The organism is Clostridium thermosuccinogenes, from assembly GCF_002896855.1.
GTDB lineage: Bacteria > Bacillota > Clostridia > Acetivibrionales > DSM-5807 > Pseudoclostridium > Pseudoclostridium thermosuccinogenes.
The window spans coordinates 1,032,423-1,058,837 of record NZ_CP021850.1; the positions used below are offsets into that span (position 1 = coordinate 1,032,423).

Consider the following 26,415-nt stretch of genomic DNA (forward strand, 5'->3'; position numbering starts at 1 on the left):
ACCTGCTCCTTCTTAACCTGTTTCTTAACCGGGTTTGTACAGTATATGCATTATGCAGTAAAATAAAGAATGCCGGAGGAAAGGCAATCCTATGAACATATTGATAAAAAACGTAGATGTTATTATATCCGGATCGGAGCAAAATATAATCAGAAACGGAAATATCGGAATACAGGGGGATACCATCCTCTTTGTGAACGCCGGGGGGAATACTCCTCCAGGTTTTAACCCGGATAAAGTTATAGACGGTAAAAACCGGCTGGCAATGCCGGGTTTGGTCAATGCTCATACCCATAGTTCCATGACTCTGTTGAGGAATTTTGCTGATGACCTCGCTCTGGAAGAGTGGCTTTTTAACAGGATAATTCCCCTGGAGGCAAAGCTTGGCCCAGAGGACATTTATTGGGGTACCATGCTGGCTATAGCCGAGATGATAAAGTCGGGAACAACTTGCTTTGCCGATATGTATCTTCATATGGATGAAGTGGCCCGTGCCGTGTTGGAATCGGGAATCAGGGCGAATATTTCAAAAGGGCCCCTGGTATCCAATCTCAGGGGAAAGCCTGGTATAAGCGTTGATTCCGAAGGCTGCATGGAATATTTCAAGACATGGAATAATCAAGGCAATGGAAGAATAAAAACCTGTGTGGAAATACATTCCGTATACCTGTATGATGAAATGTCACTTAGGGAAGCTGCGGAGCTTGCAAAAAAGCTAAACGCCGGAATACACATTCATGTGCTGGAAACTGAGGCGGAGCGCAATAACAGCATTAGGATGTACGGCATGAATCCTGCAGAAGCATGTCTGGAGTTCGGCATCTTTGATGTGCCGGTCATAGCTGCTCATTGTGTGCACCTTAGCGACAGTGACATGGAAATATTAAAAAGCAGAAATGTCAATGCGGTGCACAATCCCGGCAGCAATCTGAAGCTGGGCAGCGGAATTGCAAGAGTGCCTGATATGCTGGATAGGGGAATCAATGTCTGTCTTGGCACCGACGGAGCCGCCAGCAATAACAATCTTAACATGTTTGAGGAGATGCACCTGGCAGCTCTTCTTCATAAAGGGGTCCAGTGTAACCCCACGCTTATGAATGCAAAGCAGGTACTGAAAATGGCTACCGCAAATGGAGCTTCGGCTCTGGGATTTGGCGACGATACCGGTTATATAGACGAGGGTATGAAAGCTGACATCATTCTGCTGGATATCGATAAGCCTCATCTGTGCCCGGTGAATAATCCCATATCGGCAGTTGTGTATTCGGCACAAGGCTCCGATGTGGATACGGTTATCATTAACGGTGAGGTTGTGATGGAAAACAGGAAGCTGCTGACAATAGATGAGGAAAAGGTGAAATACAAGGTGAAGGAAATCGCCGCCAGGCTAAGCGGTTTACGGTAAGCTTCAGGGGTTTGAGGATACCGGAATGGTAGATTAATTCTTATTGGAGCAGGCTTCATGGGGAAGGCAGGTTTATCCGATGCTTTAAGATGTACTTTATGTCATGTCTTGGCAGGAGAATATCGGCGGTGATGGCCTAAAAACAGGAATGTAGAGTCAATAATCCGGAGCTGGGAGGAAGTGGGTCCCATGAGAATGTATGATATCATTGCAAAAAAACGCGATGGCAGAGAGCTGACAAAAGAAGAAATAGATTTTTTCATAAAGGGTTATGTTTCCGGCAGCATCCCTGATTATCAGGTGTCGGCGCTGCTCATGGCGATCTATATTAAAGGCTTGAATAAAAGGGAAACGGCGGATTTGACGATATCGATGGCGAATTCCGGCGATATGGTGGACCTTTCAGCCATTCCGGGCATAAAGGTTGACAAGCACAGCACCGGAGGTGTGGGGGACACCACAACCCTTATAACAGCACCCCTTGTTGCTGCCTGTGGTGTGCCTGTGGTTAAAATGTCGGGAAGAGGACTGGGGCATACCGGAGGAACCATTGATAAGCTGGAGGCCATCCCCGGCTTCAATGTAAATTTGTCCATAGACCATTTCACAAGCATTGTCAACAGGATCGGGCTGGCCGTCATGAGCCAGACTCAAAACCTGGTGCCGGCGGATAAGCTGCTCTATGCCCTGAGGGATGTCACTGCCACCGTTGAAAGCATGCCCCTGATCGCCAGCAGCATAATGAGCAAAAAAATCGCTGCGGGAGCTGATGCAATAGTCCTCGATGTAAAGGCGGGAAGCGGTGCCTTCATGCAGAATATTGACGATGCTTTTATGCTGGCAAAAGAGATGGTGGATATAGGGAACAGCGTTGGACGCAAAACAACAGCTATTGTCACCGATATGAACCAGCCTCTGGGATTGGCTGTAGGCAACGCACTGGAGGTTAGGGAAGCTGTGGATGTGCTCAAGGGGAGAGTGACCGGTAGGCTTCGGGATGTATCTGTATTGCTGGCGGCATATATGCTATATACAGCCGGAAAGTGCGGCACTGTGGACGAGGCCCGCAGGCTTGCGGAAAATGCTCTTATCAGCGGGCAGGGAGCGAGGAAGTTAAAAGAGATGATAAGAGCCCAGGGTGGAGATGAAAGGATTGTTGAAGATACCTCCCTTTTACCTCAGCCTCGAAAAATAATACCCTTTAAGGCAGACCGGGAAGGTTACATCAGCACGATAAAAACGCAGGAAATAGGCATAAGCGCACAGCTTCTGGGCGCGGGCAGAACAACAAAGGAAGACAGTATTGATCCTGCGGTGGGAATCGTCATGAATAAACAGCTTGGGGATTATGTAAATAAAGGGGACACAATTGCAGAATTTTATGTAAATGAAGAGGGCCGCTTGGCAGAAGCATTGGACATATTTCATGGAGCAGTGAGCATCACCAGTGAAAAGCCTGAAAGAAAGCCTCTGGTTTATGGGGTTGTAACTTCTGACAAAATTGAGAGATGGCAGTGAGCTTCGGTTATACCGGCAGAGATTTTCGTTGTTTTGTAAGCATATCTCTTGAAAAGTCTGGCATTTTCTGAGAAAATATATGGGGTAAAATGTATTTAGTTAAGTAAGCAGCTGGGGGGAGTAGAATGATTGATGGCAACTTAACCGGAATTATTATTGTGGGAATTCTCGCTTTAATACCGGTCAGTATTGTGACTGTGGTTAAAATAACGGAAATGAAGTTGAAAATTGAACAAATAAGGGCCCAGACAGCAATCAGGACGGAAGAGATACAGGCTAAGAACAGGTTGGATATAGAAAAACTTTTGATGAAGGATGACACATCTACAAAGGATAGCTCCATGGCTACAGAAGGTTCTGGGGTTGAGAACAGCTATCCGAAGAAGCAGGAAGGGCAAAGGAAGAACTTCCCCCTATCGGAAGACGTAGAGGATAGGGAGACCAAAGCTCACAGAAGAAAGGCGGATGCATAAAAGCCCCTATGAGGTTGTTTATAGAATCAGCACATTTTTCATTTTTGGTCATAAATGCGGTATTGACAAAACACTAATTAGGGGCTAATATTTTTATTGTGTTCATAAATGCCGCTGTGGCTCAGAGGTAGAGCAGCTCACTCGTAATGAGCAGGTCGTGGGTTCGATTCCCACCAGCGGCTCCATAGTGAAATTTGCAGTAATAGGGATTTGAATCTTCGTGATTCAAATCCTTTTGCATTTCCTTTGCTTAATTCTCTCACAATCTAACTTTAGTGAATTAAAAAAATCAAAAATCTAACATAAGAAGCCGATTTCAAATAGGAATGATCAGCTTCTTTTTTTTATGGTAAAATTAGGGCGGTTTACTTATATAAACGAGCATTTATGATATCTCCGGCAAAGACCCATAGTGATTTTAAAAGTATATTATAACGGTATGAATATGGGGAACATCAATGGCTTGAGGAGCATATTGCCAAAGCAAATGTTGGAGGCTTTCATTCATTCAAACTCTTTATGGCTATAAAGCCAATTTCTGCATAGCAGTAATTGCTATAAGCAAGACTGAGCACCAGTATATTAATTAAGAAAATAATGCATAGTTTTATGCAAAAACTGAAGAAATTGACTGGCTGGCAGTAAAAGAAGAATGGGATATCCTGCTTTGTTTAATAAATTTTTACTAATTTTATGGAATAAAGGCAGTTGAAATAGTATTATTGTGTAAAAGGGAAAAAATAAGGGGGACCAAAATATGCTGGATGTTGATATCGAAAAGTTCTGGGAGGATGATGCTTTAGCCCATGAGGATAACTGCTTCAGCCCAAAGGCACCGCAGGTTGCTCTGGGTATCCGCATGAGCGAGGAATGCGTGTTTGCGGAACTGGGAGAGGAAGGCAACCCCTGGGGCTATACGCCAGTGGAGAGGCGGATTGAGTTAAATAAGCGATATAATGAAAAAGCGCTGAAAATCGTCGGAAGAAAACTGCTGCCCGAGGAATTTCCTCCGCCGGATTCGGTTTTTCCTCCCATACGCAGGATAGGGGAGGTGTTTGAAGGAAAATATGTGCATAACGGAGTTGCAGAGTGGCTGGAAGGGTCGTGCAAAACCCCCAGGGAACTGGAAGCAATGCTGGATAGGGTGGAAAAGCTCGATTTGCGGGAATTTATACTTCCTCCCAACTGGGAAGCCGAAAAGAAGAGAATTTATGAAACCTACGGCAAAAAACCGGACATAGTGCGTCATGTCCGGGGACCTGTCACTTTGGCCATGTCCATATACGGCACTGAGAATCTCATTTTTCTTATCCTTGATGAACCGGATTTAGCTAGAAGATTCAGTCAGGTAATATCGGATGTCATCTTCAAAATAGCCAGCATTATGGATGAGGAAGCCGGTTATAACAGTGAGAATAAACCAGGTGGCTTTAGATTTGCCGATGACAACTGCTGCCTTTTGACACCGGAAATGTATGAATTATTCGGGTATCCCATCCTAAAGAGGATTTTCGATCATTGGTGTCCAAATCCGGAAGATAACAGGTATCAGCATTCGGATTCCGATATGGCTCATCTGCTTCCCATTCTAGGCCGGTTAAAACTGACGGGGTGTAATTTCGGGCCAACCGTTCTTGTGGATGAGATCCGCAAATATATGCCCCGGACGCGTATTGACGGATGCCTTGCACCTTTTACTTTCATGAGCAATGATGAGAAAAAGATAATAGAGGAAGTTAAAAGGGATTGTGAAATGGCTAGAGAATGCAGGGGGCTAAACCTTTCTACAGCCGGATCCATCAATAATGGCAGCCTGTTGACCAGCATGCGTGCTGTAATGTATGCCATTCAGAATTTTGGCAGGTATTGATTGTGTGGGTCTAACCGAACCATCCATAATCAAAATTTCCTGCCGGCAGGAATATGAAAATCACCTTTTGTATTCCTGCTTTTTAATTTATATAAAGGTGCATACTTTTACTTCATCCAGAAGGAGTATTTTACAGAGATTAATTTGTTAACATGAAAATAGGAATGCTGTTTCCAGTATAGGTTGCGCTTTGATAGCATGACTGGTTATGCCAGCAAATTTGAGACAAGCTTAATATCTCTTTAATTCGGAACTTATGCTTAGAAAATGCCAGCACAGCAAATTAATTTAGTAATAATTGCATACTATAAATAAATGATGTATAATAAGTACAACATGTATGCACAAGTTAGTTTGATGTAGGGAGAATTCGATGACAAACGAAAGGAAAGAAGCCAAATATTACAAGCTTAAAGAGTATCTCAAAGATGAAATCCTGATGGGGAGGATCAAACCGGGAGAGCAGATCCCTTCCGAGAGCACGCTGGCAGAAATGTTCTCCATAAGCAGGCATACGGTGAGAAAAGCCATATCCATGCTTATAAATGAAGGATATTTGCAGTCAGAGCACGGGCGCGGCACCTATTGCCTGGATAGAAGCAAAAAAAGAAGTGACTCGAGAATTATCGGAGTGGTAACCACATACATATCAGAATATATTTTCCCAAAAGTCATACAAGGAATAGACAGCGTCCTTTCCAAAAACGGATACAGCCTCATACTGAAAAATACGAATAATGACACTGTCAAGGAACGCAGCTGCCTTGAGGATATGCTTGAGAGAAACGTTGAAGGGCTAATTATAGAGCCTACCAAAAGCGCTTTGTTCTCTCCTAATCTTGAGCTGTATAATGCGCTGGACAAGCACAACATACCTTATGTTTTTATACACGGATATTATCAAAAGCTGGAGGACAAACCCCGTGTCATATTGGACGATGCCGCGGGAATGTATGCTGCGGTTAGATACCTGGCGGAGCTCGGACATAAGAACATCGCCGGAATATTTAAGGCAGATGACATTCAGGGGCTGAACAGGCATAAGGGTTACGCCAGAGCCCTGGCTGACTCCGGACTCCGGTACAATCCTGACTGGGTCGTATGGTTCCATACGGAGGACAAGGAAATTAAGCCGGTGAATGAAATAAAAGCTCTGATACGGCCGGACTTTGGAATAGACGCGGTGGCGTGTTATAACGATGAGATCGCGTTTATGGTGTTTCAACTGGTTGAGGGCATGGGACTGAAGGTGCCGGATGACATATCTATCACAGGGTTTGATGATTCATACCTTTCGGCTAACTGTCCGGTGAAGCTTACAACGGTAACCCATCCCAAGGAAAAACTGGGGGAGATGGCGGCGGAGCTCTTGCTGCAAATGCTTAAAAATAACGGACAAGGCGAGCTTTCTACCCGGAATGAAATAATGCCGGAGCTTGTTATTAAGGAATCCTGCAAAAAAAGATAAATAACTGAGAATCGACGGACAGACTACCAACAGGAGAGAAACAAAGCAATCTTTTTTATCATAACTTGTATGCATAAGCATACCAATATTAATCGGATGACCATTCCATATATGGCATGTAGCCAAAACTTAGGAGGGAAAAGATGAGCACTGCATTCAATGATGTCAGAAATGCCATTATCAATGGCAAAACAGTAATCGGGATTGAGTTGGGATCGACTCGAATTAAAACAATCCTGATGGGAGAGGATTATGCCCCGATCGCTTCGGGCAGCCACGACTGGGAGAATAGTTATATCAACAACATATGGACCTACAGCCTGGATGAGATCTGGAAGGGTGTCCAGGATAGCTATCAAAAGATGGCTGAAAATGTCAGGGAAAAATTCGGAGTAGCTGTCCAGAAAGTAGGGGCAATTGGTTTTAGCGGCATGATGCACGGTTATATGGTTTTTGACAGGAACGGAAATCTTTTGACTCCCTTCAGAACCTGGCGCAACAATATAACGGCGAAGGCTTCCGAAGAGCTGACAAAGCTATTTAATTTTCCCATACCTCAAAGATGGAGCATCGCCCATCTTTATCAAGCCATACTGAATTGTGAAAAGCACATATCCGATATTGCCTACATGACGACATTGGCAGGTTACATACACTGGAAGCTGACCGGGAGGAAAGTCCTGGGAGTTGGAGAGGCCTCGGGGGTTTTTCCCATCGATCCGAAGACCGGAGGCTTCAACCGGCAGATGATACAGAAATTCAATGAGCTGATAGGTCCTTTAAATCTCCCGTGGCGCTTGGAGGATATCCTGCCGGATGTTCTTACGGCCGGAGAAAAAGCCGGTGAACTCACAGCCGAAGGAGCGCAGCTTTTGGATGTCACAGGACAGCTGCAGCCTGGAATTCCCTTCTGCCCGCCTGAGGGGGACGCAGGAACCGGAATGGTGGCCACTAACAGCGTAGCAGCTCGTACCGGCAATGTTTCCGCGGGAACATCGGTATTTGCCATGATTGTCCTTGAGAAGGAACTGTCAAGGGTGTATCCCGAGATCGACCTGGTAACTACCCCCGACGGTAAACCGGTGGCAATGGTCCATTCCAACAACTGCACATCGGATTATGATGCGTGGATAGGTCTGTTTGCCGAAGCTGTCAAAGCGCTGGGCATGGATGTAAGCAAGCCGAAACTTTATGACACTTTGCTGGGCATGGCTCTCCAAGGCGACCCGGACTGCGGAGGTTTACTGGCTTATGGTTACATTTCCGGGGAGCACATCACCCATTTTGAAGAAGGACGTCCCATGTTTGTCCGTTCCTCCAACAGCAAATTCAATCTCTCCAATTTCATGCGCGTCCATTTGTTTACATCATTGGGTGCCCTGAAAACAGGTCTGGACATTCTATTCAAACAAGAAGACGTCAAAGTGGATGAAATCCTCGGGCACGGCGGGTTCTTCAAAACCAGGGAAGTGGGCCAGAAAATCATGGCAGCTGCCATGAATGTTCCCGTAACCGTTATGGAGACTGCTGGAGAGGGAGGTGCCTGGGGCATTGCCCTGCTGGCTTCCTACATGCTTCACCGGGGAGAGAAGGAGTCCCTTGAGGAATTCCTAAGGGAGAAGGTTTTTGCCGGGAAGCAGGGAAGCTCTGTTGCTCCCCATCCTTCTGATGTCGCCGGATTCAACGAATTCATGAAGCGTTATACCCGGGGACTGGCCATTGAAAGGGCAGCTGTCGACAATCTGAGGTGAAACTGGAAGAAGCGGACTTAAAGAAATATGGATGAAAAGTAAAAACTAGCGGGCTAAGTCAAAGAATTAGAGGATTAAATCAAAATTAGGTCAATAAATCAAAAATCAGCGACGGAGTTTATCTCGTCGATCAGAAAGGAAGGGAAAAAGCATGGCTCGTCTGATTGTGAATACGGATATCAGAAAAGGAAAAATCAATAAGAACATATACGGGCATTTTTCAGAACATCTCGGAAGATGCATCTACGAAGGGATATGGGTCGGAAAGGATTCACCGATACCCAATACCGACGGAATCCGCAATGATGTGGTTAAGGCGCTGCGGGAGATTAAGATTCCGGTTCTGAGATGGCCGGGAGGCTGCTTTGCCGATGAGTACCACTGGATGGACGGAATCGGGCCTTATGAGCAGCGGCCTAAGATGATCAATACTCACTGGGGAGGAGTTGTGGAGAACAACCATTTCGGAACCCATGAATTTTTCAGGCTGTGTGAGCTTATTGGCGCCGAGCCGTATATCTGCGGAAATGTGGGAAGCGGCACCGTCCGTGAAATGCAGCAGTGGATTGAATACATAACCTTTGACGGTGAGTCCCCCATGTCCAGCTTGAGAAAGGCCAACGGCAGGGAAGAACCCTGGAAGCTGACTTATTTCGGTGTAGGCAACGAAAACTGGGGCTGCGGTGGAAATATGCGGGCGGAATACTATGCCGATGAGTATCGCAGATATGCTACATATATCAGGAACTTCGGCGGGAACAACGTGTATAAGATAGCCTGCGGTCCGAACTCAGATGATTACCACTGGACCGAAGTGATGATGAGGGAAGTGGGCACCAGGATGCAGGGATTGAGCCTGCACTATTACACGGTTCCGGGAGACTGGAATAACAAAGGTTCATCCACCGAGTTTGATGAGATGGAATGGTTTACTACCATGAAAAAGACTCTATATATGGAAGAATTGGTAACCCGTCATTCCACCATCATGGACCGGTATGACCCCGACAAAAAGGTAGGACTGATTGTGGATGAATGGGGCACATGGTATGATGTCGAGCCGGGAACCAATCCGGGATTCCTTTACCAGCAGAACACTCTGAGGGATGCTCTGGTGGCCGGGGTAAACTTAAATATCTTCAACAACCATTGCGACAGGGTGAAGATGGCAAATATAGCCCAGACCGTCAACGTATTGCAGGCCGTCATACTGACCGAAGGGGAGAAAATGCTTCTCACTCCTACATATCATGTGTTCAATATGTACAAAGTGCATCAGGATGCGGAGCTGCTGCCGGTATCTCTTGAGTGCGGCGAATACCGTGTTGGCAAAGAAACCATTCCGCAGGTCAGCGCTTCGGCTTCGGTGGACGGTGACGGAAAAATCCATATCTCCTTATGCAATCTGAGCCATGAGGATGGTGTGGACATTGACTGCCTGTTAAGGGGCAGCACGGCATCTACGGTAAGCGGAACCCTTTTAACCGCATCAGCCATGAACGCTCACAATACCTTTGAAAAACCTGAAAATGTAAAACCGGAAGCCTTCGACGGTGCAAGTATTAAAGACGGAAATCTGCAGGTGTCGATGCCTCCGATGTCTGTGGTCGTTCTGACCATTGCCTGATTTTACGGATGGACATATCGTATGGATGTGTCTGTCCGGAAATCCTATTCATGAGAGAGGGGGATGCGGGATGCCGCCAATAGAAAAATGCAAAGGATGCCGGGAGAAGGTCCGTCTTTCGGAGCAGGAAACGAAGCAAATTCTTGAGAAGGCCATAAAAGCAGGCGATGAAGAGCTGGCTGACGAAGAAACCTACAAAACAAGGTTGGAAAAATGCAATGAATGCAGTGCGCTTCAATACGGCACTACCTGCAAGTATTGCGGATGTATAGTGCGGGTGAAGGCCAAGTTTATAAATGCCAAGTGCCCTTATCCCTATGAACCGAGATGGTGATTTTATGAGCCGGCGCTTTCACCAAAACAACATTTTTAGGCTGCATAAAACATAGCATGTTTTTCCGGATAAAAAAATCCGGCTGAATGCCGGATATAGAAAATCAATGAAGCTTGTCCTTATAGCTGAGTATCCCTTTTGCAATGGCGTTTGCCATTTTTTTTTGTCCGTCTTTGGAGGCCAGAAATCTGGTATCGGATTCATTGCTGAGAAAGCCCAGTTCAACGAGTACGGCGACGGCATCGGTGTTTTTGATGACATAAAGCTCACCATCCGATGAATACTTGATTCCTCTGTCCTTGGAATATCCCAGATCCGCCAGCTCCTTCTGTATGGCCTTAGCCAGCACATCTCCCCTGGCGCCTGGAACCATGCACCAGGTTTCTATTCCCCTGGTATTTTTGCTTACCTTATCAAAATTGCTGTGTATTGATACGAATATATCTGCACCGGCATTGTTTGAAATATCACACCGCGCTTGAAGATCGGCTTTTTGGGATGAAGGGTCAAGGGCCTTGTCCTCGGTGCGGGTGTATACTACCTTAATATTTTCTTTTTTTTCAAGCAGCTTTCCAAGCTCGAGGGCCACATTCAGATTTATGTCCTTTTCCAGCTCGCCGTTTATGCCTATAGTTCCACTATCATCACCACCATGCCCCGGGTCGATGACGACAGTAAATACATTGTCATCATCTATATATGATGTATTGTTTGATTCATCTGCGAAGGCAGGGGCATCCTGACCTAGATTAATCTTTGCATTTTTAATAATGAATGTCCCGATTATAGTTAACAATATTATGCCTACAAAAACATAAAACCTCTTTGACGGTTTTTTTCTGCTTCTTTTGGTTCTTCTTCCCATATTGTCCTGGTACCTTTCTATAAATTGATTCTGCTAAAGTTTGCTGCCTATCCTGAAAATACTATCGGCAAAACATGCAAACGGCGTTTACAAGGAAAGTGGCAAATGACTTCTCCTGTTAACGTTTCATAAAGAGGATGCCTTTCCTGTCAGTGTTGTTATTAAAACAGATTTTATAAAAATTAATGTCATAATTATTATAAGATAAACGACATACCATTATAATATATCACAGATTTGTTTACAAAATTTTAAAAAAATATGAACGAATTATAAAATTAGAGCGGCAGAAAAATCCAAAAAGTCGAATAATGACCAAAAAGCCTTATTTTATGTACCTTTCAGCCCATCATACCTGCGTAACAGAATATTAAATGTTTATTAAAAAAATGTTCATAACTTCTACACAAATTCTTAATAACATTTTTTTATTATTATATCATAAACAGATTGTAAAATAATAATAACATAAGTAAATAATAGGTATGAGAGGTGTTAATGTATGGATGATTTCAAAGGATATTTCCATTACGATAGCGAACATAACAACAATGATGAAAGAAAGGGTGTTGATTATCCTTCGCTCCCGGTTGTATACGGTGAGCCTCCTAAAAAGAAGAGGAGAAAGTCAAACTTGCTCAGGTATGTGGCAGTTGCTTTAGTTGCATCGGTTATAAGCAGTGCGGCGGTGGGAGGAATACTGTACTCCAGCTTCTCAAAGGACCTGGAGCAGCAGACGGCTCTCATCGAAAGAATTAATGCCGCCACAACTATAAACGATGCAGAAAAGAAAGGCGGCTCCATGACTGTATCGGAAACGCCTAAAATCAGCACAGCTTTAAAGAGCGGTACTCAATCCAATACTTATTCCATAACGGAAATAGCAAAAAATGTAGGACCTTCAGTGGTCGGAGTAAGAATAACCACCGTGGCAACATCCGGCTACAGCCGCTATCCATGGAGTCAGGCAATTGAAACTCCTTCGGAAGGTTCTGGCGTTATAATAAGCAAAGATGGATACATCATGACCAATTACCACGTAGTGGAGAATGCCGATCCGAAGAAAGGCAATGGCAATAACACGACACTGGAAGTGTTCCTGCCCGACGGAAGGGAGGCGGAAGCCAAATTCATCGGAGGGGATGAAAAAACCGATCTGGCGGTTATAAAAATCGATTTGGACAACCTTCCGGTAGCGAAGCTGGGGAATTCCTCCGAGCTTGAGGTGGGCGAACTGGCTGTAGCAATAGGCAACCCGCTGGGCATGGAATTTGCCGGGTCAGTAACTGCCGGTGTGATCAGTGCTTTAGACCGTAAGGTTAATACAGGAACCACCGTACTTAGCCTAATCCAGACAGATGCAGCAATCAACCCGGGAAACAGCGGTGGTGCCCTTGTAAATTCCAAAGGCCAGGTCATAGGAATAAATACTGCAAAGATTTCTGTAACAGGTGTTGAGGGCCTTGGATTTGCGATACCGATAGACGATGCAAAACCGATAATACAAGACCTGATAAAATATGGATATGTTAAGGGAAGACCTTCGATAGGCATATCAGGTTATCCGATAACCGAAACTGTTTCACGCCGATATGGAATACCGGTAGGAATATATGTAGCGGAAGTATTTTCCGGAGGCGGTGCTGAAAACGCGGGTATAAAAGCAGGAGATATCATCACCAGCCTGGATGGCAAGAAAGTAACCACGATGGACGAAGTGGAAGAAATAAAAAAGGAACATAAAGCAGGCGACACAGTAAGCGTGACAATCGTAAGAAACAACAAGGAATTAACTTTGAAGCTGACGTTTTCAGAAGAACGCTGACGCATAGTGATAAATCCAGCTTAAACTTCAAGGTATAAAAGACGGAACAACAAGTGAGTACTGCATTATCATACATTAAACACCATGATAATATAGCAGTATTAGCTTAAAAAGCTAATTGCCATAACTCCTTAAAAGTGAAAGCCGGGATAAAATCTCTCATAAAACGAGAGTTTTTTCCCGGCCTTTTGCTTGTTATGAGCAATATTTATGCCATGCGCTTTAGATACTCAGAGGGTGAGATGCCCGTTATATTTTTAAAGGTCCTGCTGAAGGACTGCAATGTTTCATAATTCAGCAGTGACGCTATTTCTGTGATGTTGCGCTGCCCCTCATGCATCAACTCTATGCTTTTTTCAATTTTTTTGGTTATAAGATAATGCTGAGTGGTTATACCGGTTTTTTCCCGGAACAGGTGCGAGATATAAGTCGGAGAATAACCAATATTGCGGGCTATATCCTCTATCTTGACAATGTCATAAAGATGATTGTCGATATAGTTTATAACCTTATAGAGCACATTTCCGGCAGAGGCCTCATCCTTGGGCAGCTTTATTATTTTGCTTTCCTTATTGACATAGCTTCTGTAGACATCAATAATAATCTGCTTCAGCATGTTCTCGATCACAAACTCGGAAAGCTCCCCGCCATTATAAAACTCGTTGATAAGTCTCGACATCATTGAGATGGTGATATCATATTTGCAATGGCATATAGGCTGATCATGATGAGTTGAATAGAACTCGAACATTTTTATGAGATCTTGCTTTTCGGAAATCATGCCGGAGTCGATGGAAAAGCCCATATAAAAGTAACGGAGGTTGTCTTGCTTCGAAGCCTTGATTCTGTGCTGTTCACCAAAGCAGTTGATAAATAAGTCTCCGGCGTTAACCTCATATTCCTTTCCATTTACATAAAATTTTCCACTGCCGGATATGATATAACTGATTTCACTGCACAACTGCTCATGAAGCGGGACTTCATAATCGTGGCAGCTGAACAGCTCTCCGACCTGGAATAAGTTGATATAGTCATATTTTCTGGGCTTTGCAAAAAAATCGTTTTCATATTGAAAAAGCTTGCCATCTCTATAGTTGACCATAACATCTCCTCTCGCAATCCCCGCGCTTTATCTCATATCCATTTCCTTTTCTATGCACTCCCTCGCAATTTGTATCCACCTTGTGAATCGCTCCGGCTGGTTGCGGCAGGTGTGCGTATCCCGTAAGATCAATTCTATAATGCCTCCCCGGGATTTCGCAAGTCCGGTGGACAATTCATTTCTTATGCTTTCCTCATCCATCTTGTCAAAAGCGATATAAGCCGGTTGAGGTTTCCATGTCATAATGTAGTTTTTTTGAAGCCGTGGGGTGAAGTTTGATATGTCAGCCCAAGGACAGACTGCTATACGGCGGATGTTTTTGATTTTTAGCACTCCGTCCAGCTTTTTGCTCAAGTCATCGCAGCATCCGTAGCCGTTCAGTCCGAAAAACTCAAGAATCTCCCTTTCATAAGACAGGACGAAGTTTTCATGCATTTCCGGGGAAACCGATGAAAATTCCTGGGCTTCCGCTGCACCCCAGACATCACAAAGGCGAACTTTTTCGGGATTAAATCCGGGAGCAGGAAGCTCATCAGTATAACCTACCCCTCCGGTGTAATGGAAGGTCTCATCATTATTGAGAGAAATCAAATTCAGCTTTTCGTACTGGTGGAGCATGGATTTGACGCCTTCGGTAAAAAATCTCATTACATCATGCACCATTTCCGGCTCCATGACAAGATCGATCAGCATATTTTCCAATCCACGGTAATCACAATACCAATGCATCAAATGGAAGCTGAAATTTGTGACACCCGCCAATTCAACCGGCAAAATGTCCCCAAGGATTTCCTGTGTAGCATTGAAGCGTTTCTCAGTTTCTTGATCGTCGTAGCTTATGACAGGTTCTTTAAGGATTTTCCAATCGGAAGGTTCATTTATGATGGGTTTGAAATGCCATGCGCCGGAAGCTTCCGATGATGGCTCTCGCTGTGGTTCCACACCCCACATGGTGTTATGTATGACTTTCTTTACCTGCAGCCGGGCTTCGATGGGAACATCGTCCGGCAGGTACTGATGGCGTATTAGCCGCCTTTTCAGTTCATATTCTATCTGCTTTGCATAATCTGTCTCACAGCATAGCGACTCCAACGGTAAAAGCTCTCTCCATGAGCCATCCGGATGCACGAAAACCATTGGAAAGTCACTTTTCAGGGAATTGTGCAACTTCCACTTTTCCCGTTTCTGCTGCTGTTCGGGAAGCAAAGATATTTCTTTAACTTGCTTGGCGAGGGTCCTTAAAAGCTTCTCATCATTTTTGGTAAACACTTATCCCACCTCCGGATAAATTGCGACTTGTTTGCTGAAGAACATTTTAAATATGATAATGCATTTTAAAAAACTGGCACAATTTAATTTGCTGGCACAGCAAATTAAGTTAATTCATTATAATCGTATAACTGAGCTTTTTAAAAGTCAAGTTTATGACTCTTTGCAGACATGTGTCGTTTTTGAAATTCAGGTAAATTACCATCGCTTTCAATCCCAAGTCTACCAGGGGTTTTGGAGCTTTGCATCAGTTTGCTGATCGGACAAGTATAAAAAATGACAAAGTAAGATAACAAAGATATCATTTTTTGCTAACCTGATAAAAATTTAAGGTGATAGAATTAAAAATGGTATCAGTTACCTGACAAAAATAAAAAAATGGAGGGACTATTATGAAAAAGACAAGAATTGCAAGACTGCTCTCTATCATTTTATCAGTTCTACTTGTTGTTTCCTTTGTTGGTTGTAACAGCAAAGATGCTGAATCCTCAAAAGATGCTGACAAAGAAACAACAGCTAAAACAGGATCATCTGATTCGAGTAGCTCAGTGAAGGAAAAAGAAAAGGTTGTTCTTTGGTATCTGTGGACCGGTGCGGAAGGTGAAGTAGTTGATTCCATAGCAGCAGACTTCAATGCCCAAAGCGATAAATATGTGGTGGAACCCCTCTCGGTACCTGATATGCAAAAGGTAGTGGTAGCAATTTCTTCCGGAGAAGGCCCTGACATCACTGACGACTTTTCCAGCAATGTGGCTCCTTATGCATCGAAAGGTATAGTTGAACCTCTGGACGACTATATTGCAAAAAGCAGTTACGATATATCAGATTTTGCCGAGGCTTCAATAGAAACCTGCAAATGGAATGGCAAAATTTACGCACTTCCTATAGCAGCTAATACCGACGCATTATTCTACAATAAAACCTTGTTGGCGGAAGCTGGGTATAACGAACCTCCAAAGACAATGGAAGAACTGATGGAAATGGCTATAGCTACAACTAAGACCAATGCTGATGGAAGTATAGATGTCCTTGGCTTCCCGATGTTCCCGGCAAATTCTACCGATGCATTTATTATAGCATGGGGTGGAGGATGGCTTAAGGGAACTGAAATGAACGCCGAAGATCCGGCAAACCTGGAAGCTTTGAAGTACATAATCCAATATCGTGAGAAATATGGTGTGGATAATGTATCCGCATTCCAGACGGCAGGAAAAGCTCATGATCCGGCAGATCCCTTCTTCAAAGGCAAACAGGTATTCCGTATAAGTGGATCATGGCTTCCTACCATGATTGAAAAGACCTTCGCCGTAGACATTGATTATGGTATCTGTGAGATTCCTTATCCTGCAGCTCATCCCGAACTTAAAGGAAGAACCTTGATCAACTCTTCAACCTTCTATATTCCTTCAACAGCAAAGAACAAAGATGGTGCATGGGAATTCCTGGCATATATTTGCAGTCCCGAAGGTCAGAAGAAATTCTCAGTAGGTTTGGGCAATATACCTACCCTTAAATCATTAATGAATGAAGATCTTTATTCTAAGATGCCTGGATCAGAGTTCTTCGGGCCCTATACTATAAACAAAAATGCAGTGCCTAACATGAGTATACCTCAAGGCTCCGAATATTCTACAATAATTAACGAAGAAGTAGAGCTGGCTCTTAACTTGAAAAAATCTCCTGAAGATGCAATAAAGAGCATTGTAGAAAGATCCAAAGACCTGTTCTAGTATCTGGTCCAACTTTGTAGCTTAAGGTTATAAGGCAGCCATACAATATTGTCATATGCAATACTGTATGGCTGCTGTGGATAATATCTGCAGATATGTCTGATCTGAAAGGAGAAAATATGATGAAGGTAAAAACCAAGCGGAATATTTCAGGCGCTATTTTTGCCCTTCCGTGGATTATAGGCTTTATATGCTTCAGCGCATATCCTATATTCACGTCGATGTATTACAGCTTTACTGAGTTCAACATGTTTCAGGCTCCTAAGTTCGTTGGGCTGGATAATTACGAGCTGCTATTTAAAGAAGCAAAATTCTGGAAAAGCTTGTATAATACAATATATATGACTGTGTTGGGAACTCCGCTCAACCTGGCTTTTGGTCTTTTTATGGCCAATCTTCTGAATAAAAAGCTAAAAGGCATGTCGGTCTACAGAACGATTTTTTACATGCCAACCATTGTTCCGGCAGTGGCTTCCACCTTATTATGGATATGGATTTTGAATCCTACTCAGGGTTTGCTGAATAATGCGCTGAAATCCATAGGCTTGCCGGGTCCCAATTGGCTGGGGGACCCACAAATGACGAAACCTGCCCTGCTTCTCATGGGACTTTGGGGAACAGGTGGCATAATGTTAATTTTTCTTGCTGCATTACAAGATGTACCTAAATCATTGTATGAAGCTGCTGAAATTGACGGGGCGAATTCCGTTAGGCGCTTTTTTTCAATAACATTGCCCAGTATAAGCCCGGTTATTTTTTTTCAGCTGATAATGAGCGTAATAAACAACTTCCAATATTTCACCCAAGCATATCTGATGACTAACGCCAACAATACCGGTGCATTCAATATGGCATCAGGGGGACCGGAAAACTCCCTGCTGTTTTATGCCCTGTATCTGTATCAGAACGCTTTTGCCTTCTTCAAGATGGGAAAAGCGTCAGCTATGGCCTGGATATTGTTTATAATCGTAGCTGCAGTAACATATGCTCTTTTCAAAACGCAAAGAAAGTGGGTGACATATGGTGAGTAATATTGTTGCAAATACGAAAGCTCGTAAAAGCATGATCGGACATGCTCAGCAAAGAAGGAACTGGATGAGGAAGCTCAGGAGGTTTCTGTCCCACGCAGTAGTTATATTATTTTGTGGAATTTTTATAGTTCCTTTTGTATGGATGCTGTTGACTTCCTTCAAATCGCAGCAGGAAATATATGCAAATCCGCCTACTATCTTTCCGAAGGAATTTTACTGGCATAATTATGTCGATGTTTTTACAAAAATACCGTATATGAAGTATGTAGGGAATACTTTGATAATTTCCTTATCTGCTGTTTTAGGGCAGATCATATCTTCGACAATGGTTGCTTATTCCATGTCAAAGATCGAATGGTTTGGCAAAAAGTATTTCTTCCCGTTGATTATTGGAACCATGATGATACCTTATCAGGTAACCATGATTCCTCTTTATATGATTTTCAAAAACCTGGAGTTTACCGGAACTTATTGGCCCCTTATCCTTCCTAACTTTTTTGGAAGCGCTTATTATATTTTTCTGCTAAGGCAGTTTTTTATAACCATACCCAACTCACTGATAGAGTCGGCTACAATTGATGGAGCCAGCGATGCGAGGGTGTACTTCCAGATAATGATTCCACTCTGCAAGCCTGCAATTACAACTGTTGCTATATTCACCTTTATGGGTAACTGGTCGGATTTCATGGGTCCATTGCTCTATTTGAACAAAGCTGAGATGTATACGATTTCCATTGGACTGCAGGCTTTTGTGCAGACCCATTATATAGAATGGGGTTTGCTTTTGGCAGCATCCGCAATTTTCACAGTACCAATAATCATATTGTTCTTTATGGCACAGAGGTACTTTATTGAAGGTATTACTATAACAGGTATAAAAGGATAGAAAATTGTTCCAGAGTTTGCTGCAGTGTTTTCATTTACAAAACTGTTGAAAATAAATATAGGAGGCGATTTAGTGTGAAAATAAAAAAGACCCGCGAAGGCCGCAACAAAGCAAGCCCTTAAGGAATACCTAGGACTGTGGATGAAACTGGAATTACACTATTAGTTTGTTATTGCCACTAGATCAGAAATATTCACAGTATACCCATTGGCTTGCAAAAATGCGATGGCCTGCTCAATACTTAGAGAATCCTGCTGATTACGCTTCTTAGATTTCGCATTGTCATCATACAGCAATGGATTGAATGGCTCATTTTTAGAGAGCATGTGATAGATGCAGGTTAAAATCATTCTTGCGGTAGCAATAATAGCACGTTTGTGACCACGACGTTTTTTAATCGCTTCATAGCGGTTTTTGAAAACAGTGCAGGACTTGTCCTTTACAGCGGCATTAGCACACTGGACAAGTAAAGGTTTAATGTAGACACCGGCGCGGCTAATACGGACACTTTTCTTCTTACCGGCACTTTCATTACTCTGGGGTGTAAGGCCAGCCCAGGAACAAAGATGCTTGTCCGAGGTGAAGACGGACATATCGGTTCCGATTTCTGAAAGAATAGCTGTAGCCGATGCCTGCTTAATACCAGGTAAAGTAGCGATGATGTCAATTTGTTCTTTGAAAGGTAAAGATAGCTCGAGTATTGTAGCTTCCAGTATTTCGATGCATTTTTCAACGCTGTTATAGTGCTCATAGCATACAGACAATTTTGCCGCTTGCTCCTTAGAGAATTTACCAGCAACGGCTTGTTCAATTTCATCCGATTTTTTCTTCAGACTTTTGTGGAGCATTGAAGAATAATCAAAGTCGATGATATCAGGATTCTCTATCATGTGCTTAATAATTGAGGAAGCAGACTTGCCGAAGGTGTCGGAAACAACATTGGCAAGCATGATGTTTGAAACTGTAAGCGAATTTTGCACCCGGTTTTTCTCACTGGAAGAGACGTTGGTAAGTTTAGACTTGTACCGAATTAAATCCCGCAACTCCCGTATAGGCTTAGATGGGATAAAGCTACCTTTTACCAATGCATGCTTGTGTAAGTCAGCAAGCCAAATTGAATCTCGCTTATCGGTTTTCTTACCTGGGATATTTTTAACGTATCTCGGGTTTGCAAGGGTAATAGTGCAGAAATCCTCGAGCACGTTAAAAACAGGAATCCAGTACTTTCCGGTGGATTCCATACAGACATCTTTGCACTTGTTTTCTACTAACCAGTTGTTGAGAGCGATTAGATCATTTTTGAAAGTATTAAAACGACGTGTTTGATAGGAAGTAACATTTTTATCATTGGTGGTGGCAATAGTGGCAATTACAAACTTTTTGTGGACATCAATTCCACAACAGATGGGATAGACAATCTTAAGCATCAACCTCACCCTTGTAAATATTTAGGGATGCAGGCATTGACTGTCCACTCAATATAAACAAGAGCTTTGTTTAAAACAAAGATTAGTGTTCGTGCTCGATGGCACACTTATTTGTACTTGAGAGAGCGAACGGCACATGTTAATATACGGACAACTCAAAGTTTGGTTGTCACACTCACCTCCCCGTGCTCTGTAGTATACCTGCATACCCACTTATATTTTACTACAGAGGGTGGCTTAAGTAAAAATTTTTCATTCTATTTTGTGCCTTGAGCACAGCGAAAGGAATGTGATGTTAATATGGGAAAAATCAAAGTTGGAATTATAGGCTGCGGTACTATTGCCAACAGTGCACACATCCCGAACTATATGGCAAACAAGGATGTGGAAATCAAATATTTCTGCGATATCATACCGGAGAGGGCTGAGGACGCCGTCAAGAAATATGGATGCGGAAAGGCGGTAACCGACTATCATGAAGTTCTGGCCGACGATGAGGTGGATGCGATATCGGTTTGCACTCCGAACAACATGCACAGCATTATCGCCATAGACGCTCTTAATGCCAACAAGCATGTGCTTTGTGAGAAGCCTGCGGCAAGAACCTATGATGAAGCCTTGAAAATGAAGGAAGCGCAGAATAGAACAGGAAAAATTCTTAATATTGGTGTAGTAAACCGGTTCAATGACGGTGTAAATGTGATCAAGAGAATGATCGACAGCGGTGAGCTGGGAGAAGTGTTCCATGTATATGTGAGCTTTAGGTCCCACCGTTCCATACCCGGCCTGGGAGGTGCTTTTACGACAAAGGCGATAGCCGGTGGAGGAGCCTTGATTGACTGGGGAGTGCATTTCCTGGACATAGTGATGTATTGCTGCGGAGACCCCAAACCGAGAACTGTAACCGGAGAGACCTTCTGCAAGCTGGGAAAGGATATGCCGAACTATGTGTATACCAACATGTGGGCAGGTCCGCCGGACTATAGCGGCACTTATGATGTGGAAGATTCCGTGACTGCCCTCATCCGCAGCGATGGCCCGGTTATTACGGTAAACGGAGCATGGGCTCAGAATATTTTTGAAGATGAAATGTTTATAGATTTTATGGGTACAAAGGGAGGAATCCGGCTGTACTACGGGAGAGAGTTCAAATTCTACACTGCAAAAAACGGTGCATTGATGGAGACTACCCCGGTTTACAGGACAAGGGATCATTTCGCCAATGAAATCGATGCGTTCGTAAGATGCATCAAGACGGGTGAAAAGCTTCCGTCCCATATAGATACCGTCATCATTACGGCAAAGATCATGCAGGCAATTTATGACTCTGCTGAGCAGCACAGGGAGATTGTGCTGGACTAAGCTTATATCTTACCCAACAATATAGATGTATTATGCCGCGATCCTCCTGGTAAAAGGTTTATATATGTGAGCTTATTCGCTTCTGCGGCAAGTCCGCGAAAGAAGGCTTGTGCAAAAAAGGATAACTACTTTCTGTGTGATAAGGGATAGCAGATATCAGGAGGCTTTCGCGGCATAATTGCTTGTATGAGGTATCTTGCCTATGAAGATATTTATTTAATAGAAGAAAGTTAAATTTTTCTTGATGCATACGGGCATACTATATAAAATCGGGTTGAATTCAGCTAATAATGTATTGATTGATATGCGCTTTGAAGCCTTTCGGAACAACCATCGCCATTTCAATCAGCAGAATTCATTCCTAAAGTAAATAGATCTGAAGAATGTTTGTTCTTTCGGCTTAATTTAAAGCTTAATACAATCATATACGGACATGAATTTTAAAGGCTGCCATCAAGCAGGTATATGCAAAATAAACTGTTTTACATAAAGAGAAAGGGGAAAGTAAAGGATGAAAGTGCTATATGTTCCTTTGGATGAGAGGCCATGCAATTATCGATACCCCCAGTTTCTTTCCGAACTGGCGGAAGGGGTTGAGCTTATAGCACCTCCCAGAGAGTATATGGGGAGAATGAAAAAACCCAGCAACATTGATGAAATATGGAGATGGATTTTTGAAAACATCAGAGATTGCAGCTATGCAATACTGTCGGTGGATGCGTTGATTTACGGTAATATCGTTAATTCGAGAATACATTACAAGACCATTGAAGAATGCAGCAAATACTTGGAATATTTCGGAAAGCTCAAACAGATAAACAGAAACGTGGAAATTCATGCCTTCAATTTGGTGGCTAGGGTTGCGGCATATGACAGCGACGCTGAGGACCCTTTCTACTGGAAGGATTACGGGTACAAAATCTGGAGATACTGTTATCTCACCGATAAGATCGGCCGGGGTGAAGGCACTAAAGAGGAGATCGGGGAGCTGGATGCCGTAAAAGAGGAAATTCCGCAGGAGTACCTAAGAGATTTTCTTGACAGGAGGAAAGTAAACCTCTTTGTAAATCAAAAATGTCTGGAACTGGTCAAAGAAGGGTTGATTGATTTTCTTGTTATTCCTAAGGATGACTGCGCTGAGTATGGATTTGCAGCCATGGACCAACATCTGATATCTCGAAGAATCAAGGAGCTCAGGATCATGGACCGGGTAATGGTTTACCCCGGTGCTGATGAGGTTGGAAGCGTGCTGTTTGCCCGGGTATTTAACAAGCACAAGGGATATGTGCCGAGAGTTTACATAAGATACTCATCGACTCTGGGACCTACGATTATTCCAAAATATGAGGACAGGCCTTTAAACGAGAGCATAAAGCACCAGATCATCTCTGCAGGAGGAATTGTGGCAGGTTCCGCCGAAGAGTCGGATCTGCTTCTGGCTGTCCATTCACCCGGTACACGCACCCTGGAGGCAATTGAACAGTATTCGGAGAGCTTCAGGTTTTCCAGCTATTCCAACTACTCCAATGCAGAGGAGCTGATAAAGTACGCCATATATTATTCGGAGAAATACGGCAAGCCTTTTGCAGTGGCGGATGTGGCCTTTTGCAACGGTGCGGATGACCATTTTATGATGATGGCTGTAAAGAACAAGCTTTTTGACAGGTTGTGCGCCTATGCGGGATGGAATACCTCCCAGAATACCATAGGATCAGTTCTTGCCCACGGCGTATTGTGCAGCTACTACAAAGGGTTTGCGGATGATCCGGAAAAATATGATGCATCCATGAGACTGCTGTTAAGAGCGATCATAACCGACTGGCTTATGCAGTCCAAAGGCACTTTCCGGTTGACGAAGCTAAAAGATAATTATCCGGATTTAAATCCATATAGTCTGGGTGAGTATAGCGCGCTGGCTGCCAAAAAAGTAAAAGACCTGCTCATTGAATTGATACAGGAAGAGCTGGGAGGAAAATTCAATGGAAGAAGGATTGAACTTACTGAATTAAGTTTCCCATGGGACCGCTTTTTTGAAATTGATCTTGAACTAAAATTGGAAAAATGCTAGAACCATATAACCGGATTGCGAAAGATATGGCTTGACATGAAAAGGTCGGATGATTACTATTTATCTAAAGAAATTGTTTACTACACTCACAAAATAATGCAATATACGAAGGAAGGTCTTAGGGATGGAAAAGGTAATACCGACGAGAGAACAGGCTTTTGAGCTTCTGAAGGAATTCAACAAAAGCGAAAGCCTTATAAAACATGCCCTGTCCGTTGAGGCGGTTATGAGGCATTTTGCAGAGCTTTTCAATGAAAAAGATGTGGAAAAGTGGGGAATTATCGGCCTGGTGCACGATCTCGATTATGAGATGTACCCGGAGCAGCACTGCAAAAAAGTCAGAGAGATTTTAACCGAAAGGGGCTGGCCCGAAGATTACATAAGAGCTATTGAGAGCCATGGATGGGGAATCTGCTCCGACGTAAAACCGGAGGAGAGGATGGAAAAGGTCCTGTATACCATAGATGAACTGACCGGCCTTATAACGGCAACCGTTCTTCTCCGTCCGACTAAAAGCATTTTGGATCTGGAAACTAAATCGGTTAAGAAGAAATGGAAACAAAAGGGCTTTGCGGCAGGAGTCAACAGGGAAGTCATCGAAAAGGGAGGCGAGCTGCTGGGCATGGAGATGGATGCCATCATTGTTGAGACTATAAAAGGAATGAGAAAGGTAGCCGAGGAGATCGGCCTCAAGGGCGAAGTTCAATAGGATGAAAGTATGTTAAACTATCCTTGTTATGGATGATTTATATAATTTAGGAATGAATTCGGCTAATGATGGATGTATTGATTGTGCAGAAAGGATTCACTACTTAAGGGCATAGCTGCAAGGAACCACCTTTCGGAGCAACAATCATCCATTTCAATTAGCTGAATTCAAACCAATAATTTTCTATAGTGCTTTGTAATAGCACCAGTAGGGTATGGAGCCTTCAAGTTATGCCGATGAGCTGCGGATCATCCTTTTAGCCGGATCTGAACCACTGGCAAAATTACTGCTGTTTTAATTTGCATAATCCTTTACTTAATCAAATTTGAATATTATAATATATGTGCAGATAATATGACAACAGTATTTGCCAATATTTGATAGTGTTCAGGAGGCGAGGATGTCTACTATAGAATATGAAGAAAATCAGGTTCCCAGTATTCCGGTCGGACCTCTGGGTATCATATCAATGAAGAGCAGCGAGGAATTGGGTGACCTTGTCAACAAGCATTTGACTGAGTACAGGAAAAGCATACCGGAATGTCGTTTCGATCATCTGCTTTATCCCGGCTACAAAAGAGATTCTTATCTTATATCGGTTGACTGCCCCAGGTTCAGCTCCGGCGAAGGAAAAGCTGTCATAAAGGAATCCATCAGGGGCTATGATCTGTATATCTTGTGTGATGTAGGAAATTACAGCTGCAAGTACAAGATGTTTGGAATGGAAAATTCCATGAGTCCTGACGACCACTTTCAGGATATAAAGAGAATTATTTCGGCAATAGGTGGAAAGGCAAGGCGTGTAAATGTGATAATGCCTTTGCTGTATCAGGGAAGGCAGCATAAAAGGGTATCGAGGGAATCCCTGGATTGTGCTGTTGCCCTTCAGGAGTTGGAACGCCTTGGAGTGGAGAATATCCTCACTTTTGATGCCCATGATCCTCGGGTGCAAAATGCTATTCCGATAAAGGGATTTGAGAATATTCAGCCGGCATACCAGATTATTAAGGCTTTGCTTAACTCTGAAAAGGACTTGGAGATAAGCAAAAGCAAAATGATGGTGGTCAGCCCCGATGAGGGTGGAATAAACAGGAATATCTATTATGCAAACATACTCGGGCTGGATCTCGGATTGTTTTATAAGCGCAGGGATCTCAGCAGGATAGTAAACGGCAAGAATCCCATAATAGCCCATGAGTTCCTGGGGGATTCGGTGGAAGGCAAGGATGTACTCATCGTTGATGATATTATTTCATCGGGAGATTCAATGCTGGACATAGCGATGGAATTGAAGCAGAGAAAAGCCAATAGAATTTATATGGCGGTGACCTTCGGATTGTTTACGGAAGGCATTGAGAAATTTAATGAGTTCTACAGGAACGGAATAATCACCAAGGTTTTTTCCACTAACCTGACTTATAGAAGTGAAGCGCTCAAAAAGGCGCCTTGGTATGTAGAGGTTGATGTATCAAAGTTTATAGCGCTGCTTATAGATACTCTCAATCACGATCATTCTTTAAGCGCATTGCTGGATCCGTCTACAAAGATCAGGGCATTGCTGGAAGAACATAAAAAATAAATGATGTAAAAGCAAACCGCAGAATATTGCCCAGGCAATAATTCTGCGGTTTATATATTAATAGGCGCTATTTATTCATGTTCCGTCTGATGGTGAAAGGCGCTTTCTTTGTTTTA

At 43.3% G+C, this 26,415-nt stretch carries 21 protein-coding genes and 1 tRNA gene; 18 read left to right on the forward strand and 4 right to left on the reverse strand.

Translation table 11 applies throughout. From position 1 onward, the window contains the following. Positions 1 to 91: 91 nt before the first annotated feature. The 9 genes from CDO33_RS04570 to CDO33_RS04610 all read left to right on the forward strand — a co-directional run bounded on the left by CDO33_RS04570 (position 92) and on the right by CDO33_RS04610 (position 10,446). Positions 92 to 1,405, forward strand: a complete 1,314-nt coding sequence (locus tag CDO33_RS04570) for an amidohydrolase (protein ID WP_103079888.1) — start codon at positions 92 to 94, stop codon at positions 1,403 to 1,405. Between the two features lie 189 nt (positions 1,406 to 1,594). Continuing rightward, entirely contained in the window at positions 1,595 to 2,923 is a 1,329-nt protein-coding gene (locus tag CDO33_RS04575; protein WP_103079887.1) for a pyrimidine-nucleoside phosphorylase, read from the forward strand. A gap of 125 nt (positions 2,924 to 3,048) precedes the next feature. Next, positions 3,049 to 3,396: a hypothetical protein gene (locus tag CDO33_RS04580; protein WP_103079886.1), complete on the forward strand. Its 348-nt coding sequence runs from the start codon at positions 3,049 to 3,051 to the stop codon at positions 3,394 to 3,396. Positions 3,397 to 3,506: 110 nt separating this feature from the next. Then, positions 3,507 to 3,581, forward strand: a tRNA-Thr gene (locus CDO33_RS04585). A gap of 572 nt (positions 3,582 to 4,153) precedes the next feature. Beyond that, a complete protein-coding gene (locus CDO33_RS04590) occupies positions 4,154 to 5,266 on the forward strand; it encodes a uroporphyrinogen decarboxylase family protein (RefSeq protein ID WP_103079885.1) in 1,113 nt (370 codons plus the stop codon). Positions 5,267 to 5,639: 373 nt separating this feature from the next. Next, complete coding sequence (locus CDO33_RS04595; RefSeq protein ID WP_103079884.1) at positions 5,640 to 6,734, forward strand: GntR family transcriptional regulator; 1,095 nt, start codon at positions 5,640 to 5,642, stop codon at positions 6,732 to 6,734. A gap of 143 nt (positions 6,735 to 6,877) precedes the next feature. Further along, positions 6,878 to 8,485, forward strand: a complete 1,608-nt coding sequence (locus CDO33_RS04600; protein WP_103079883.1) for a xylulokinase — start codon at positions 6,878 to 6,880, stop codon at positions 8,483 to 8,485. A 151-nt stretch (positions 8,486 to 8,636) separates the two neighbouring features. After that, positions 8,637 to 10,112, forward strand: a complete 1,476-nt coding sequence (locus CDO33_RS04605) for an alpha-N-arabinofuranosidase (RefSeq protein WP_103079882.1) — start codon at positions 8,637 to 8,639, stop codon at positions 10,110 to 10,112. Between the two features lie 70 nt (positions 10,113 to 10,182). Continuing rightward, on the forward strand, positions 10,183 to 10,446 hold the full coding sequence (locus tag CDO33_RS04610; RefSeq protein WP_103079881.1) for a DUF6171 family protein: 264 nt from the start codon (positions 10,183 to 10,185) through the stop codon (positions 10,444 to 10,446). Between the two features lie 103 nt (positions 10,447 to 10,549). On the opposite strand, the gene CDO33_RS04615 is transcribed toward CDO33_RS04610, so the two are convergent. Then, positions 10,550 to 11,311 carry an N-acetylmuramoyl-L-alanine amidase family protein gene (locus CDO33_RS04615; protein WP_103079880.1) on the reverse strand — a complete coding sequence of 254 codons (762 nt, stop codon included), beginning with the start codon at positions 11,309 to 11,311 and terminating at the stop codon, positions 10,550 to 10,552. Positions 11,312 to 11,813: 502 nt separating this feature from the next. On the opposite strand from CDO33_RS04615, the gene CDO33_RS04620 reads away from it, so the two are divergent. Further along, on the forward strand, positions 11,814 to 13,136 hold the full coding sequence (locus CDO33_RS04620) for a trypsin-like peptidase domain-containing protein (protein WP_103079879.1): 1,323 nt from the start codon (positions 11,814 to 11,816) through the stop codon (positions 13,134 to 13,136). Positions 13,137 to 13,344: 208 nt separating this feature from the next. Here the strand turns inward: CDO33_RS04620 and CDO33_RS04625 are convergent, their stop codons facing one another. Beyond that, complete coding sequence (locus tag CDO33_RS04625) at positions 13,345 to 14,238, reverse strand: AraC family transcriptional regulator (protein ID WP_103079878.1); 894 nt, start codon at positions 14,236 to 14,238, stop codon at positions 13,345 to 13,347. 27 nt (positions 14,239 to 14,265) lie between these two features. Next, on the reverse strand, positions 14,266 to 15,507 hold the full coding sequence (locus tag CDO33_RS04630) for a hypothetical protein (RefSeq protein ID WP_103079877.1): 1,242 nt from the start codon (positions 15,505 to 15,507) through the stop codon (positions 14,266 to 14,268). A gap of 392 nt (positions 15,508 to 15,899) precedes the next feature. Between CDO33_RS04630 and CDO33_RS04635 the strand changes: the two genes are divergently transcribed. The 3 genes from CDO33_RS04635 to CDO33_RS04645 all read left to right on the forward strand — a co-directional run bounded on the left by CDO33_RS04635 (position 15,900) and on the right by CDO33_RS04645 (position 19,154). Further along, positions 15,900 to 17,237, forward strand: coding sequence for an ABC transporter substrate-binding protein (locus tag CDO33_RS04635; protein ID WP_103079876.1), 1,338 nt, complete (start codon positions 15,900 to 15,902; stop codon positions 17,235 to 17,237). Positions 17,238 to 17,332: 95 nt separating this feature from the next. After that, a complete protein-coding gene (locus tag CDO33_RS04640; RefSeq protein WP_103079875.1) occupies positions 17,333 to 18,268 on the forward strand; it encodes a carbohydrate ABC transporter permease in 936 nt (311 codons plus the stop codon). Continuing rightward, positions 18,258 to 19,154 (forward strand): carbohydrate ABC transporter permease, encoded by an 897-nt coding sequence (locus CDO33_RS04645; protein ID WP_242973802.1) that lies wholly within the window; start codon positions 18,258 to 18,260, stop codon positions 19,152 to 19,154. Before CDO33_RS04640 ends, CDO33_RS04645 begins: the two co-directional genes overlap by 11 nt. 161 nt (positions 19,155 to 19,315) lie before the next feature. On the opposite strand, the gene CDO33_RS04650 is transcribed toward CDO33_RS04645, so the two are convergent. Further along, complete coding sequence (locus CDO33_RS04650; RefSeq protein WP_103083332.1) at positions 19,316 to 20,581, reverse strand: IS110 family RNA-guided transposase; 1,266 nt, start codon at positions 20,579 to 20,581, stop codon at positions 19,316 to 19,318. Between the two features lie 300 nt (positions 20,582 to 20,881). Here CDO33_RS04650 and CDO33_RS04655 point away from each other — a divergent pair, with 300 nt between their 5' ends. From CDO33_RS04655 to CDO33_RS04670, 5 genes are all read left to right on the forward strand, one after another. Then, positions 20,882 to 21,943 carry a Gfo/Idh/MocA family protein gene (locus CDO33_RS04655; protein WP_103082354.1) on the forward strand — a complete coding sequence of 354 codons (1,062 nt, stop codon included), beginning with the start codon at positions 20,882 to 20,884 and terminating at the stop codon, positions 21,941 to 21,943. Between the two features lie 511 nt (positions 21,944 to 22,454). Next, the gene (locus CDO33_RS04660; RefSeq protein WP_103082355.1) at positions 22,455 to 24,011 is read left to right on the forward strand and encodes a DUF4127 family protein; all 1,557 of its coding nucleotides are present in this window, start codon (positions 22,455 to 22,457) and stop codon (positions 24,009 to 24,011) included. 36 nt (positions 24,012 to 24,047) lie between these two features. Continuing rightward, positions 24,048 to 24,173 carry a hypothetical protein gene (locus CDO33_RS21430; RefSeq protein WP_274540228.1) on the forward strand — a complete coding sequence of 42 codons (126 nt, stop codon included), beginning with the start codon at positions 24,048 to 24,050 and terminating at the stop codon, positions 24,171 to 24,173. Continuing rightward, the gene (locus CDO33_RS04665; protein ID WP_103082356.1) at positions 24,136 to 24,720 is read left to right on the forward strand and encodes an HDIG domain-containing metalloprotein; all 585 of its coding nucleotides are present in this window, start codon (positions 24,136 to 24,138) and stop codon (positions 24,718 to 24,720) included. Before CDO33_RS21430 ends, CDO33_RS04665 begins: the two co-directional genes overlap by 38 nt. Positions 24,721 to 25,129: 409 nt before the next feature. Continuing rightward, on the forward strand, positions 25,130 to 26,299 hold the full coding sequence (locus CDO33_RS04670; RefSeq protein ID WP_103082380.1) for a ribose-phosphate pyrophosphokinase: 1,170 nt from the start codon (positions 25,130 to 25,132) through the stop codon (positions 26,297 to 26,299). Positions 26,300 to 26,415 lie beyond the last annotated feature (116 nt).